Annotated in this window: 16 protein-coding genes; 6 read left to right on the top strand and 10 right to left on the bottom strand. The window is 65.8% G+C overall.

The genetic code is table 11. The features are described from left to right. The first annotated feature begins 135 nt into the window (after nt 1–135). Complete coding sequence (locus tag AU188_RS09730; protein ID WP_059163527.1) at nt 136–861, top strand: IclR family transcriptional regulator; 726 nt, start codon at nt 136–138, stop codon at nt 859–861. Between the two features lie 28 nt (nt 862–889). Next, the gene (locus AU188_RS09725; RefSeq protein WP_059163806.1) at nt 890–2,494 is read left to right on the top strand and encodes an FAD-dependent oxidoreductase; all 1,605 of its coding nucleotides are present in this window, start codon (nt 890–892) and stop codon (nt 2,492–2,494) included. Nucleotides 2,495–2,535: 41 nt separating this feature from the next. Here AU188_RS09725 and AU188_RS09720 read toward each other — a convergent pair whose 3' ends face one another. From AU188_RS09720 to AU188_RS09705, 4 genes are read right to left on the bottom strand one after another with little or no spacing between them, the layout of a single operon-like run. Then, the gene (locus AU188_RS09720) at nt 2,536–2,832 is read right to left on the bottom strand and encodes a cytochrome C oxidase subunit IV family protein (RefSeq protein WP_059163526.1); all 297 of its coding nucleotides are present in this window, start codon (nt 2,830–2,832) and stop codon (nt 2,536–2,538) included. A 4-nt stretch (nt 2,833–2,836) separates the two neighbouring features. Continuing rightward, nucleotides 2,837–3,433 (bottom strand): cytochrome c oxidase subunit 3, encoded by a 597-nt coding sequence (locus AU188_RS09715; protein ID WP_059163525.1) that lies wholly within the window; start codon nt 3,431–3,433, stop codon nt 2,837–2,839. Next, a complete protein-coding gene (locus tag AU188_RS09710; RefSeq protein WP_059163524.1) occupies nt 3,430–4,269 on the bottom strand; it encodes a hypothetical protein in 840 nt (279 codons plus the stop codon). The genes AU188_RS09715 and AU188_RS09710 overlap by 4 nt, the downstream gene beginning before the upstream one ends. Continuing rightward, nucleotides 4,266–4,970: a hypothetical protein gene (locus AU188_RS09705; RefSeq protein ID WP_059163523.1), complete on the bottom strand. Its 705-nt coding sequence runs from the start codon at nt 4,968–4,970 to the stop codon at nt 4,266–4,268. The genes AU188_RS09710 and AU188_RS09705 overlap by 4 nt, the downstream gene beginning before the upstream one ends. 97 nt (nt 4,971–5,067) lie before the next feature. Here AU188_RS09705 and AU188_RS09700 point away from each other — a divergent pair, with 97 nt between their 5' ends. Then, nucleotides 5,068–5,649 (top strand): TetR/AcrR family transcriptional regulator, encoded by a 582-nt coding sequence (locus AU188_RS09700; protein WP_059163522.1) that lies wholly within the window; start codon nt 5,068–5,070, stop codon nt 5,647–5,649. Between the two features lie 29 nt (nt 5,650–5,678). Here the strand turns inward: AU188_RS09700 and AU188_RS09695 are convergent, their stop codons facing one another. Together AU188_RS09695 and AU188_RS09690 are read right to left on the bottom strand one after the other, a co-directional pair. Then, nucleotides 5,679–6,566 carry an ArgK/MeaB family GTPase gene (locus tag AU188_RS09695; protein ID WP_059163521.1) on the bottom strand — a complete coding sequence of 296 codons (888 nt, stop codon included), beginning with the start codon at nt 6,564–6,566 and terminating at the stop codon, nt 5,679–5,681. A 48-nt stretch (nt 6,567–6,614) separates the two neighbouring features. Then, a complete protein-coding gene (locus tag AU188_RS09690; protein WP_059163520.1) occupies nt 6,615–7,760 on the bottom strand; it encodes a thiolase family protein in 1,146 nt (381 codons plus the stop codon). Nucleotides 7,761–7,836: 76 nt separating this feature from the next. Between AU188_RS09690 and AU188_RS09685 the strand changes: the two genes are divergently transcribed. Both AU188_RS09685 and AU188_RS09680 read left to right on the top strand, forming a co-directional pair. After that, a complete protein-coding gene (locus tag AU188_RS09685; RefSeq protein WP_059163519.1) occupies nt 7,837–8,601 on the top strand; it encodes an SDR family NAD(P)-dependent oxidoreductase in 765 nt (254 codons plus the stop codon). Further along, the gene (locus AU188_RS09680; protein WP_059163518.1) at nt 8,598–9,350 is read left to right on the top strand and encodes an SDR family NAD(P)-dependent oxidoreductase; all 753 of its coding nucleotides are present in this window, start codon (nt 8,598–8,600) and stop codon (nt 9,348–9,350) included. The genes AU188_RS09685 and AU188_RS09680 overlap by 4 nt, the downstream gene beginning before the upstream one ends. A gap of 82 nt (nt 9,351–9,432) precedes the next feature. Here AU188_RS09680 and AU188_RS09675 read toward each other — a convergent pair whose 3' ends face one another. The 4 genes from AU188_RS09675 to AU188_RS09660 are packed head-to-tail and all read right to left on the bottom strand — an operon-like array spanning nt 9,433 to nt 13,471. Beyond that, nucleotides 9,433–10,200 (bottom strand): enoyl-CoA hydratase/isomerase family protein, encoded by a 768-nt coding sequence (locus AU188_RS09675; RefSeq protein WP_059163517.1) that lies wholly within the window; start codon nt 10,198–10,200, stop codon nt 9,433–9,435. A 1-nt stretch (nt 10,201) separates the two neighbouring features. After that, complete coding sequence (locus AU188_RS09670) at nt 10,202–11,290, bottom strand: acyl-CoA dehydrogenase family protein (protein WP_059163516.1); 1,089 nt, start codon at nt 11,288–11,290, stop codon at nt 10,202–10,204. Further along, a complete protein-coding gene (locus tag AU188_RS09665) occupies nt 11,277–12,089 on the bottom strand; it encodes an acyl-CoA dehydrogenase family protein (RefSeq protein ID WP_059163515.1) in 813 nt (270 codons plus the stop codon). Before AU188_RS09665 ends, AU188_RS09670 begins: the two co-directional genes overlap by 14 nt. Beyond that, the gene (locus AU188_RS09660) at nt 12,074–13,471 is read right to left on the bottom strand and encodes a class I adenylate-forming enzyme family protein (RefSeq protein WP_059163514.1); all 1,398 of its coding nucleotides are present in this window, start codon (nt 13,469–13,471) and stop codon (nt 12,074–12,076) included. Before AU188_RS09660 ends, AU188_RS09665 begins: the two co-directional genes overlap by 16 nt. Nucleotides 13,472–13,582: 111 nt before the next feature. Here AU188_RS09660 and AU188_RS09655 point away from each other — a divergent pair, with 111 nt between their 5' ends. After that, the gene (locus tag AU188_RS09655) at nt 13,583–13,897 is read left to right on the top strand and encodes a 2Fe-2S iron-sulfur cluster-binding protein (RefSeq protein ID WP_059163513.1); all 315 of its coding nucleotides are present in this window, start codon (nt 13,583–13,585) and stop codon (nt 13,895–13,897) included. Nucleotides 13,898–13,969 lie beyond the last annotated feature (72 nt).

The raw sequence follows: 13,969 nt of genomic DNA, 5'->3' as shown, positions 1-13,969 counted from the left end.
CCCTCTTGACTGTGAGAATCGAATTCTCGTATTTTGTAAGCACTCTGCTCATTTATCGCACATCTACGTGCACTATAGTCAGAGCATCACTCTCGCGACTGGCCAATGTCAAGGGAGGTGGAGGAAGGGGGTGTCATGCCGTCTCAGGGTCGGGCCCGGCAGGGGACGGAGCCGATCCGCGCTGCGCCCAACGGCGCGCCCGGGTCTCAGACATTGGCCAGGGGCCTGGCCGCACTGCAGCTGGTCGCCGGCTCGCGCACCGGGCTCACCGCTGCGCAGGTCGCCGACGACATCGGCGTGCACCGGACCATCGCCTACCGGCTGTTGACGACGCTGTCTCAGTTCCGGTTGGTGGCCAAGGGTGAGGACGGCCGCTACCGCTCGGCCGCTGCGCTGGCGGTGCTCGGGGCGTCGTTCGACAACAACGTCCGGCAGCTGAGCTTGGCCACCCTACGGGCGCTGGCCGACGAACTCGCAAGCACGGTGTCGCTTCTCGTCGCCGAAGGTGATCAGCAGGTCGCGATCGCGGTCATCGTGCCGACGAACGTCTTTTACCAACTGTCGTTTCATGAAGGCAGCCGCTACCCGCTGGACCGAGGTGCCGCCGGAATAGCGCTGCTGGCCAGCATGCCGCCGCGCCCAGGAGAGCGCGATTTGGTTCCGCTGACCCGCGAGCGGGGTTGGGTGATCACCCACGGTGAGGTCGAGCCGAACACCTATGGCCTCGCAGTGCCCGTGCGCAGGCAGCCACCGGCGCCGCCGACTTGCATCAACCTCATCTCGCACCGTGAGGACGTCGTGATGGAAGGCAGGGACGCGGTCATCAAGGCGGCCAACGAATTAGCTGCGATCCTCAGCTAGAGGGTCAGTGAGCCGGAAGGAGCAGCACATGACCGATTGGGACCACGACGTCGACGTGGTCGTCCTCGGCAGCGGCGGAGCCGGCCTGACCTCGGCGCTCACCGCGGCGGCCAACGGCGCTTCGGTGGAGATCTACGAAAAGGCCGCGACCGTGGGCGGCACGACGGCCGTGTCGGGCGGCATCATCTGGATTCCCGCGCACGACCGAGCCGCCAATGGCGAACTGACCGTCGAGGCCGCGATGGCCTATCTGCGTGCGCAGTCACTGGGCTACATGGATGACGACCTCGTCGAGACTTTCGTGCGCACGGGACCCGAGATGCTCGACTTCGTTGAGGCGCAAAGCGATTTGCGATTCGAGGTCGCCGAGGGGTTCCCGGACTACAAGCCCGAGCTGCCCGGCGGGCGGCCGACGGGCGGGCGCTCGCTCAACGCCAAGCCGTTCGACCTGGGCAGGCTCGGCGAGTGGCGCGACCGCATCACATCGTTCCCGGCGGACTTCAGCAATGTCGGCATCGACGCGGAGACCCGCGCCCGCATCCACGCCTCGGTGGACGACGAATCCGGTGACTACTGCGTCGCGGGCACCGCCCTGATCGCCGGGTTGCTGAAGGGCCTGTTGGACCTCGGCGTCGCGCCTCGAACCAGCGCGCGAGCCGTCGAGTTGCTCGCCGACCCGCTGGGCATCACAGGGGTGCGAATCTCACAGGACGGCAACGACTTCAACGTTCGCGCCCGTCGCGGCGTCGTCCTCGGTACCGGCGGGTTCGAGTGGGACCGCAAGCTGGTCGAGGCATATCTGCGGGGGCCGATGCGCGGGCCGGTCTCGCCGCCCAACAACACCGGCGACGGCCTGCGGATGGCGATGGCGCACGGCGCCGACCTGGCCAACATGGGCGAAGCCTGGTGGGTACCGATCGTTCAACTGCCGGGCGACACGTTTCAGGGTCAGCCGCGCAGCCGCAGCGTGCGACTGGAACGCACACGTCCGCGCAGCATCATCGTCAACCGGGCAGGCAAGCGGTTCCTCAACGAGGCCGGTGAGTACAACTCGATGGCGGGGCCGTTCCACTATCTCGACCCGCGGCACGGCTACGCCAACGATCCGGCGTGGATCGTGTTCGACTCGCTGCATCTGAAGAAGTACGGCTTCCTCGGCATCGAACCCGATGGCCCGGCGCCGGACTGGTTTTCGCCGTCTAAGGATCTGGCCGAACTGGGCGAGAAGACCGGCATCGACCCGGACGGCCTGGCCCGCACGCTGGCTTCCTGGAACGACGGCGTCGGGCGGGAGACCGATCCCGACTTCGGCCGCGGTTCGAGCGCCTACGACGGCTACTGGGGCGACGACAAGGCGCCGACTGCGGCCGCTCGGACTCTCGGCCCCATCGACACGCCGCCGTACTATGCCGTTCCGGTGTCGATCGGTGCGATGGGGACCAAGGGCGGACCCCGCACCGACTCAGACGGCCGGGTGCTGCATGTCAACGGCTCGGCGATCCCAGGGCTGTTCGCCGCCGGCAACGCGATGGCGGGCGCCACCGGCAAGGCGTATGGCGGCGCCGGTGGAACTCTCGGCCCGGCAATGGTGTTCGGCTACCGCGCGGGACTGGCCGTCTGCGCCCGGTCCTAGCACGAGCAGGGCCGACGACGAAGTCAGGGGACCGCAAAGCCCTAGCCGGCTACCGCCGAGCCGACGAAATAGCTGCCCAGTAGGCACGCTGCGACGAGCACAACCCAGCTGTCGGTGAGGCGGCACAGCCATACGGGGGCGTGGCGCACCTCCATGAACTCACGAAAGATGATGCGCACCTTGATGAGTGCGATTGCGATCGCACTGACAGTGACGACCGTGCTGGCCTTCAGCGTGCCGTTCTGATCGACCGCCTCATCCATCCAGACGTACACCAGCGTCAACAACGTGAGGATCGACCAGGCGATCAGCAGCCTCCTGCTAAATATGTTGCTCACTCGGTCACCTCACGACGTAAAGCATTGCGAAGATCATCACCCACAGGAAATCCACTGTGTGCCAATAGGTGGCACCAGTTTCAACGAGCTGCTGGGATCGCCGGGCGGGACTGCGCAACTGATAGATGACCACACCCAACACGATGAAGCCGATCAACACATGGATGCAGTGCAGTGATGTCAGGAAGTAGTAGTGCTGGAAGAACTCGTCGCTGGTGAATGTGTTACCCATGCGGATCTCCTGGACCCACTCCAGCACCTTGGAGATCACGAACACCGCGCCGAAGCCGACGGTCACCAACGCGAACGTCATCGCCGACCGGTACGCACCCTCCCGTGACGCGCGCACGCATCGGGCGATCGCCCACGAACTCGACAGCAACACAATGGTGTTGAAGACCCCGATTCGAAGATCCAGATCGGCTTGCGAATGCAGGAAAAGGTCTTCGTTTTGAGTGCGCAGGGCCAGATAGACGGAGAAGTATCCGGTGAACAGAAGCGCTTCGAACAGCACGAACAGCCACATGTCCGGCTGCCCTGGCACTGACCGTTTCGGCGTGTCCACGAGCTGTTGTCGCTTGGTGCCAGTGAGATTGGTCATCGAACCGCCTCCATTGAAGCCGAGCGATCGGCTTCACCTTCGCCCGGAAGATCAGGCAGCTGGCCAGTGCCGAAATCCTCTCGTTCGATCATCTTCCGCAGCAGCATGATGAATGCGGCCGTGTAAGTGACGAACACGACCATGTTGATCCACCACGCGATCGCACCGTTCCATGCGAACGCCCCGCGTTGAAAGATCCACGCCGGTGCGACGACGACTTCGGTCAGCGCGTTACACAGCCCCAGATACGCGAACCACTTCGGGAACACGCCGTTCTTGTCGAGCAAGATCGCCACCAGCCACACCACCGAACCGACCAGGAAAACGCCCATGGTTCCGCTGAACGACAAGAACGCGAAATCGTAGAGCCAGTAGATCAGTTCGGGATCGCGGTCCGGCCGCAGAGCCGCGACGGTCATCGCGATGGCCATCACCAGCATGCCGGGGAGCGCGCTCAACGAATACATGACCAGGTACGAATATCCGAAGACGCGACTCACCGACATCCTTCGCATCGAGTACGCGAGAAGGGCGTTCATCGGCGCGCACATGCCCGAGATGAGGAAGACGATGCCGAATCCGGTGAGGATGCCGTGGTGGCGGTCGTCGAACCACTGTACGACCAACGCCGTCTCCCAGTCCGGGCTCGGCGGCGGCTGCACACGGGTGACGAGGAAGAACAACACACCGTATAGTTGGTAGAAGACGACCATCACCCACCACGCGAACCACAACTCGCGCTTGGGATGGTTTCGAAAGTTCCAGACGAAACGGCCCAGCCGTGAACCGTTGGTCGGCTCCGGCACAGTCGCCGCTTGCCCTGCCGAAGTACTCATGCGGTGACCGCAGTTTCGGCCCGCTGGCGCCGGATGGTCTGGGTGAGAACAACTCCCATGACGACGATCCATACCGCGATCGCGACGTTCTTGACCCAGAACGACAAGAAACCGTCCCACGCGATCGGTCCGGTGAGCGTCACCGCGCCGAACGCTGCCGGCGCCAGAGCGACCGCGATGAGCAGATTGAAGTGCGCGACCCACGGTCGAAACACCGGTTGGTCCTGGCGATCCCAGTAGATCGCCAGCGCCAGCACCAGGCACTGAGCGATGAGGTAAGGAACCAGCACCGTGAAGGTGACCCAGGCGAGGTCGTTGAGCAACAGGGTGAGTTCCGGGGCGCGTTCGGGGCGGAACGAGCCGAGCAGCCAGAACATGTTGGCGATGAGGAAAAGCGTCGGCGGTCCGCCCGCGCAGGCGATCAGGCAGTAGGACAGGATCGGCGTGCGGTGCGCCATTCGGCGTACCTGCATCGCCAACAGGATGACGGTGGGGATCAACCCGACGCCGAACCAGTTGAACAAGATCATGCTGTACCGGATCCGTGCGGTTTCGTCGCGGTAGAAGCCCGCAACCTCCTCCGCGGACATGGTCGGCGACATGGGGTGAACGAAGCCGGGAAACAGGAAAAACGCTGACACCCAAATGATCCCGATCACGGGCAACGCCCACAACATGATCAACTCGCCATCAGTTCTCATCGTCGAACCCTCTTCGCATAACGTTGGTAGCCGATCGGCAACTTGCACGGTAGCCGATCGGCAACTTGACGGTCAATGCTCGTCTACGCTCGTCGCTGTGACCACTCGAGAACGCCACACGTTCGGCGCAATCACGAGAACCGCGGCTCAGACCCGTGTCCTGGACGCGGCGTTGAAACTGATCGCCGAGCACGGCGTCAGCGGAACCTCGCTGCAGATGATCGCCGACGAATTGGGTGTGACCAAGGCCGCGGTGTACCGCCAGTTCAAGACGAAGGATGAGATGGTCATCGCCATCACCGAGCGGGAGATGAGCCGGCTCGAGGATGCACTCGAAGCCGCCGAAGCCGAGGGGCACGGTCCGCGAGCGCGCGAGGTATTGCTCGATCGGATGATCGACCAGGCCATCACCCGGCGCGGTGTGGTCAGCGTATTGCAGTTCGATCCCGTGATCATCCGGCTGCAGGCCGAGTATGAACCGTTCCAGCGGTTCATCGAACGTCTCTACGCGGCCCTGCTCGGGACCGAGGCCGGGGTGGAGGCGCGGTTACACGCGGCGATTCTGTCGAGCGCGATCAGTGTTGCGGTGATGCATCCCCTGGTCGCCGATGTCGACGGCGAAACACTGCGTAGGCATCTGAAGGAAATGACGCGTCGATTGCTCGGGCTTGCCGACTAGACGCGGACGGACTCGACCATGTCGAGTGCTCAGCGCTCCGCCCGCGCGGAGAACAACCGCTCGGCTGCGCTGTAGGCGTCGTCGCTGCCGGCGGCGACCCCGGCCGCCAGCCGGTCCAGCTCGGGATGGGTGCGCAGCAGGGTCTGCGCCAGGGACAGGATCTGCGACCGGGCCCGCGCGGCGCGGCGTTCCGGGCTGTCGCTGCGGACATGGGCTTCGATGGCTTCCACCAGCTCGCCGACCCCTTCGCCTTGCGCGGCAATGAGTTTCAGGATCGGTGCCGCGGTCTCCGCGCGCAGGTCGCGCACTGTCTGGTCGGCGCCGTCGCGGTCGGCCTTGTTGATCACGACGATGTCGGCGACCTCGAGCAGACCCGCTTTGGCGGCCTGCACGGCGTCGCCGGCGCCGGGATTGAGGATGACGACGGTCGGGTCGGCGACCGCCGCGATCTCGATCTCGGACTGCCCGACCCCGACGGTCTCCAGCACCACCAGCCCGTAGGACAGCGCGACGAGCACGCGGATCGCCGCGGGAACCGCCGCGGCGAGCCCACCGAGATGTCCACGCGCCGCCACGGAGCGGATCAGCACGTCGGGATCGTTGATATGGGCGGCCATCCGGATACGGTCACCGAGCAGCGCTCCGCCGCTATAGGGCGACGACGGGTCGACCGCCAGCACCGCGACCCGCTCGCCGCGCTCACGATATGCCCCGACCAGGGCGCCGACAGTCGTCGACTTCCCCGCCCCCGGCGGCCCTGTCACACCGACGACACGGGGCGTGAGAACCGGCCCGAGCGCGTCCAGAACCTCGCTGCGCCGCGGACTTTCGACAAGGCTCAGCAGCCGGCCGGCCGCCCGCGCCGAACCGTTGCGCGCCGCGTCGAGGAGTTCCGCAACATTGTCTGAGCTGGTCATCGATTCCGCAGTCTACGGATGGCGGTCCCGACATCGCCGCTGGGCGGCTCAGCCGACCTCGATGACCGTGGCCGATCCCATCCCGCCACCGGCACACATCGCGGCCACGCCGATACCGCCTCCGCGCCTTCGGAGTTCGTGCACCAGCGTGACGAGCATCCGAGCGCCGGTGGCCGCGACCGGATGGCCCAGTGAGCACCCACTCCCACTCACGTTGACGCGGCCCGGGTCGATGTCGAGAAGCTTAATCGTCGCCACGCACATCGAGGCGAACGCTTCGTTGATTTCGAACAGGTCGACGTCGGCAAGTGAGAGCCGTGCCCGATTGAGCGCCTTCGGAATCGCCTCGACGGGAGCCAGACCGGTCGACGCGGGGTCCACGCCCACCGAAGCCCACGACCGGATGGTCGCCAGCGCGGGCAACCCGAGGCGGTCACTGGCGATACCGAGGATCGCGGCACCGTCGTTGGCGCCGCACGCATTTCCGGCGGTGATCGAGAATCCCTCGATTTCGGGATGCAGCGGTTTGAGGGCCGACAACTTCTCGATGGTGGTGTCTCGGCGCGGATGCTCGTCGACCTCGAACGGCCCGTGCGGCGTGTCGATCGGCACGATCTCGTGCTTGAAGCGGCCTTCGTCGATGGCCTGGACCGCCTTGCGGTGCGACCCCAGCGCCCACTCATCCATCTCCTCGCGTGAGATCCCGGCCTTGACGGCTGCGTTCCAGCCGACGGTGATCGACATGTCCATGTTCGGGGCGTCGGGCCGGTCGGGATGCGTGGGCGGGAACCAGTCGACCAGTTCGGCATCCTTGTCGCTGCCGGCGCGGCGCTTGAACCGCGGCGACGTCGACGCGGAGTTCACGCCGCCCGCGAGGATCAACTGGTCCATGCCGGCGCGAATGCTCGCCGCCGCGCCCTGCACAGCTGCCTGTCCCGCGGCGCAATGCCGGTTCATGGCGAGACCGGGCACCGAGGTCAGACCCGCGGTGAGCGCCGCATGCCGTGCGACAACTCCGCCGCCGTAGAGGCCCTCGCCGAGCACCACGTCGTCGACCGGATGCGAGTCCAAATCGCCGACCGCCGCTCCGATGACATGTTCGGCCAACTGGTAGGCGTCGGTGTCGCGCAGCGACCCCTTCATCGCGGTGCCGATGGGGCTGCGGAGCGCAGAAACGATCACGGCTTCAGGCATAGGTGTCTCCGTCTCGACCGGTATGAGAATGCTATTCTCTCAGGCTGAGAGTGCCAGTTGCAAGAAGGGGAACCATATGCAAATCGCAGGTAGCTCGGCGATCGTCGTGGGCGGCGCCGGTGGCCTCGGCGAGGCGACGGTCCGGCGCCTGCACGGTGCGGGGGCCAAGGTCGTCGTCGCGGACATGGCCGACGACAAGGGCAAGAAGCTCGAGAGCGAACTCGGTGTGCGCTACGTCCGCACCGACGCGACGTCCGAGGATTCGGTCAATGCGGCGATCGCCGAGGCCGCGTCGTTGGCGCCCCTGCGGATTTCGGTGGATACCCACGGCGGCCCGGCGAGCGGGGGCCGGCTCATCGGCAAGGACGGTTCACCGCTGGACCTCGACGGCTTCAAGACGACCATCGAGTTCTACCTGACCGCGGTGTTCAACGTGATGAGGCTGTCGGCCGCGGAGATCGCGAAGACGGAGCCGCTCGACGAGGGCGCCCGCGGCGTCATCATCAACACCGCTTCGATCGCCGGCGTGGAGGGCCAGATCGGCCAGCTCCCCTATTCGGCCGCCAAGGGTGGCGTGCTCGGTATGACGCTCGTGGCCGCACGCGATCTGTCCCCGCTCGGCATCCGCGTGGTCACCATCGCGCCGGGCACCATCAACACCCCGGCCTACGGCAAGGCGGCCGACCAGCTCGAGCAATACTGGGGCCCGCAGGTGCCGTTCCCCAAACGGATGGGCCGGTCGACGGAATACGCGCAACTGGCGCAGAGCATCGTCGAGAACGACTACCTCAACGGTGAGATCATTCGCCTGGACGGGGCGCTGCGGTTTCCACCGAAATGACTTCGGCCGGTTCGCTCGACGGCCGCGTCGCGTTCGTCGCCGGGGCCAGCCGCGGTATCGGCGCAACGGTCGCGGCGGCACTGGCTCGTGAGGGGGCGGCGGTGGCGGTCGCCGCTCGTTCCGAACACGAGGGCAAGATTCCGGGCACCATTCATTCCGTCGCCGACCGGATCGTGTCCTCGGGTGGCCGCGCATTGGCGGTACCGTGCGACGTCACCAGCGAGGAGTCCGTCGAAACTGCCGTCGCTGCAACGGTTTCGGAGTTCGGTGGTATCGATGTTCTGATCGCCAACGCGGGCGTGCTGTGGCTGGATCCCATCGAGTCGACGCCGCTCAAGCGCTGGCAGCTCTGCCTCAACGTCAACCTGACCGGCGTGTTCCTCGTGACCAAGGTCGTGATTCCGCATGTGCGTGCCCGCGGCGGCGGCTCGTTGATCGCGATCACCACGACCGGTGTCGAGATGGTCGACCACGGCGCCAACGCCTACTGGGTGTCGAAGGCGGCCGTCGAGCGAATGTATCTCGGCCTGGCGTCTGATCTGCGGAACGACAACATCGCCGTGAACTGCTTGAGCCCGTCGCGAGTCGTGCTCACCGAGGGTTGGCAGGCCGGCGGCGCAGGCATGGAGATCCCACCGGAGATGGTCGAACCACCCGAGGCGATGGCGAACGCCGCAGTGCGCTTGGCCCAGCAGAACGGCACCGGCGTCACGGGCACCATCCAACGCTCCGAATCGCTGACGTTCTGATCCCCGCGAGCGACCGCGTAATGCACGCAGACAGCGGCGTGTCGGCGTACGGACACGGTCACTCGCGGTGCTTGGTGCCGGGTTACTTCTTCTTGGCGTTCAGGCGCGTGACGATCTCGCGGAAGTCGTCGGTCTCGAAGGACTGGTGCTCAGCCGTGTTGGCGTAGTCCAGCACCGCCAGCACAGAACGCTCGAGGTGGATGTTCAACAGCCGTTTGGTGCTTTCGACGGCCTGGCGCGGCAACTCTATGATCTTCTTCGCGCAGGCGATCGCTTCACTGAGCGGGTCTTCCACGACGTGATTGGCCAGGCCCAGCTCGGCGGCGCGCTGCGCCGAGATCCGGGTTCCGGTGAGCGCGAACTCCTTGGCGTGCAACAGGCTCATCTGCAGCGGCCACACCAGCGGCCCGCCGTCGGCGGCGACGAGTCCGACCTGCACATGAGGATCGGCGAGGTAGGCATCGGGTTTGATGTAGACGATGTCCGACAGCGCGACCAGGCTGCAGCCCAGCCCGACGGCCGGACCGTTGACGGCCGCCACCACCGGGATCCGGCAGCGCGCCATTCCCAGCACGATTTCGCGGCCATGCAGAATCGTCTTCGCGCGCAGATCTGCGTCCTGCCGCAATTCCTCCAGGTAGCCGAAGTCGCCGCCGGCCGAAAACGCCCGTCCCGCACCGGTGATCACCGCGGCGCGGGCCTCGCGATCCTCGGCCAACCGCGACCACACCCACGCCAGACCGCAGTGCAGGTCGTCATTGACGGAGTTCAACGAGTCCGGTCGGTTCAGCGTGATGATGCGCAAGGCGCCGTCGGCCTGAACGTCGATCTCCGGTGGCAGGTCGTACAACTTAGACTCCTAATCCGAGAATTCGCGACGCGATGATGTTCTTCTGGATCTGCGAGGTACCGCCCATGACACTCTGCGCGCGGCTGTACATGTAAGCGCCGAACAGTTCGCCGTCGCTGGTGCCGACGGTCGCGAGCGCGGCGTGTCCGACGGACTGCTCAACCCACGTCATCAACAGTTTGTCCAGTGACCCCTGCGGCCCGTGCGTGATGCCGTCGAGTTGTTCGGACAGCCTCCTGCGCACGTGCAGCCGCAGCATCTCGGTCTGCACCCACGCCCAGGCCAACTCCTCCGGAGCCGAACCCTCAACACGTGAAGCCAACTGGCGCACCAGCTTTCCGTACCGGGCCGAGAAACCGAGGGTCGAGGGCTCCCGCTCATGGCTGACGACGGTCATCGCGAGCTTCCAGCCCTCGCCCGGCGCACCGACCATGTTCTCGGCCGGCACCCGTGCGCCGTCGAACAGAACCTGGCCGAATTCCTTGGTGACACCGCTGATCATCTTCAGCGGGCGCTGCTCGATGCCGGGTTGATGCATCGGCACGATGAACGCCGAGATGCCTCTGTGTTTGGGCACATCTTTGTCCGTGCGGGCGAGCAACAGACACCAGTCGGCGACGTCGGAGTAGCTGGTCCAGATCTTGTGGCCGTGAATGACGTACTCGTCCCCTTCGCGCACCGCGGTCGTGGTGAGCGATGCGAGGTCCGATCCCGCCCCGGGTTCGGAGAAGCCCTGGCACCACCGCTCGGTGCCGTTGATCATCCCGGGCAGGAACCGTTGCCGCAGTTCCTCGCTGCCGTGGTGCGACAATCCGACCACGAGATAGCCCAGGCTGGGCCGCGCCGGCGCACCGGCTTTGGCGATCTCCTCGTCGACGATCACGTCGTAGACGGGCGGCAGCTCCTGGCCACCATATTGTTTCGGCCACGACGTGCCGAAGAACCCGGCCTCGTAGAGCGCCTGGTGCCAGGCGCCCTGGGCGGCCCAGTACTCGTCGCCCGAGGTCGGGAACTTGCCCTTCCGTTCGGTCAGCCAGCCGCGCAGCCGATCGCGGAACGCGGCTTCCTCCGGCGAATCACGAAAGTCCAATGGTCAGCTCCTCCAGCTTCACGGGCCACGTCTCGGAGGCGGCGAGCACCCGGCGCAGGTACACGTGCGCCAGGCACTCCCACGTGTTGCCGATGCCGCCGTGCACCTGGATCGAGGTCTCACAGACGGTCAGAGCGGATCGCGCACAGTAGATCTTGGCCACCCGCGCCGCCTCGATCGCTTCGAACGCCGGCAGTTCGTCCACCGCCCAGGCGGCGTGCCGCGACACGCTCACCGCGCCCTCGATCAGCGCCAAGCTCTCGGCCAGCAGGTGCCCGACGGCCTGATACGACCCGATTGTCGCGCCGTACTGCTCGCGCACTTTGGCGTAGTCGACCGCGAGTGCGTGCGCGCCACGAGCCGACCCGACGAGGTCGGCGCATGTGGCCGTCAGCGCCAACGCATACCAACGCTGAGCATCCTCTGCCGAAAGGTCACCGAGTTCAGCCGGCGACTCCACAACCCGGGCAAGGCTGTTGGTCAGGTCGACGGACTCGGACTGAGCGCCGGGCGCGACGTCACGCCCACAGCGCGCCCGTAGGTCATCGGCGAGCACCGGCCCGATGAACGGCACGTCGACCAGGCCGCGCGCGAACTCCTCGGCCACGATCGCCACTTCCACACCCGAGGCACCATCGGAACGCAGCGTACGGAAACCCGTGGCGTCAACCGCCTTTTCGAGCCTGGCGACACGGCTCGCGTCGTCGAGGTCGGCGACCGAGCCAGGGCCCAGGTCGTCGGCCAGACTGGCTGCGGCCTCCCGCAACTGCTGTTGTTCACTCGTCAGACGGACGTCCACAGACGCTCCTTCAACACTCGACGCAGAACCTTCCCCGATGGCAGCCGCGGGATCTCGGGCACGACGACCACCCGGCTCGGTCGCTTGTACGACGCCAACCGCTCGCCCACGAAAGTCACCAGCTCACCCGGCTCCACGGCGGTGTTCGTCTTCACCGCGGCGACAACCGCCTCACCGTTGACCACATCGGGCACTCCGAAAACCGCGCAGTCGTCGACCGCCGGGTGCCCGTGCAACACCGCTTCGATCTCCGCGGGCGCGACTTGAAAACCACGCACCTTGATCATTTCCTTCGACCGGTCGGTGATTCGCAGCCGGCCGTCGCCGTCGAGTAACCCGACATCGCCCGTGCGATACCACCCGTCGTCGAATGCTTCTGGTGTCGCCGACTCCGGCAGGTAACCCGCCATCACCGATTCCGAACGCACCTGGATCTCGCCGACCTCGCCCGCACCCAGGACCGCCCCGCTGTCCAGTGAGACGGCCCGCACGAGCACGCCGGGAACGGGCCGGCCCACGGTGTCCAGATGCCTGCCGTCGATGTCGTTGCACGAGATGACCGGAAGTTCGCTCGCACCGTATGCCGTCGCCCACATCACGCCGGTTCTGCGGGTGACCGTCTCGGCGACACTTTCGGCGACCGGGGTCGCGCACCACATGATGTACCGCAGCGATGACAGGTCATAGGACTCAAGACCCGGATGGCCGGCGAGCGCCAAAGCAATTGGGGCCACTGCCATCTCGATCGTGATCCCGTCGCGCTCGATATGTCGCAGCATGAGCTCGATGTCGAACCGCCGATGCAACCGGATCCAGGTGCCCGTCTCGAGCGCCATCACGATGTTGAGCAGTCCCAGGATGTGCGACGGCGGCGTCATGATTTGCATGCGGTCCGACGAGGACAGCTGCAGCGCGTCTCGCCAGTGCCGCACCGCGACGGCGAACGAAGCGTGCGTGTGACGCACGGCCTTCGGCATACCCGTGGTACCGGAACTGAACACGAACAGGGCGTCGGCGTCCGGTGCCGGTGCGTCGAACTCCCGTCGAGCCGGCTCGATCGGCTCGTCCAGCGAAAGCATCGGCATGAGCTCGGCGAGCACACCCTGGTTCCCCACGGCATGCACCGGCCGGGTGAGCGCGAGTGCGTGCTCTGTCTCGGTGCGCTTCCAGGCGGGGCTCAACAGGACCGCGGATGCCCCCAGTTGCCAGACCGCGCGCAGCGCGACGACGAACTCGGGACGGTTGGACGACATCAATGCGACCCGGTCCCCGGCGCGCACACCGCGGCGTTGCAGAGTGTCGGCCATGCCGCCGGTCAGCGCATCGAGTTCGGACAGCGTGTACTCACGCTGCTCGAAGGCGAGCGCGATCGCCTCACTCACACCCTGTCCTCACTAGCGTCTCCGGCGTGCACAACCTGGTTGAGAATAGCGTATCATTTAACGAGAATGATATTCTCATCCAGCCAGAATCGACGTGCCAGGAGAGGTTTGATGACGGCGGATCCGATGCCTGACCATCCCGCGCAGGGCGGCGGACAGGTGACGATCGTGCTCGACCGCAAAAAGGTGTCGGTGCCGCGGGTCGCCAACGAGACGCTTCTCGAGAGCGCCCGACGTGCCGGGTTGTCACCGCCGTTCTCTTGCGAAGCCGGCAACTGCGGCACCTGTATGGGCAAGCTCGTCGAGGGGCGAGCGACGATGCGCGTCAACGATGCTCTCGAAGACGATGAGGTCGAGGAGGGATACATCCTCACCTGCCAGGCGGTTCCGGAAACCGACACGATCAGCGTCACCTACGACGACTAGCTCGCTTCGCACAGGCCCGATCACAATGTCAGTCTGAGAGCGTCGCCGTGCATATATAGCCGCGACGGTGCT

Origin of the sequence: Mycobacterium sp. IS-3022 (assembly GCF_001500065.1) — a bacterium.
Taxonomy (GTDB): Bacteria; Actinomycetota; Actinomycetes; order Mycobacteriales; family Mycobacteriaceae; genus Mycobacterium.
Note: the sequence above shows the minus strand (reverse complement) of the source record. Positions and strands in the feature narration are given on the sequence as shown.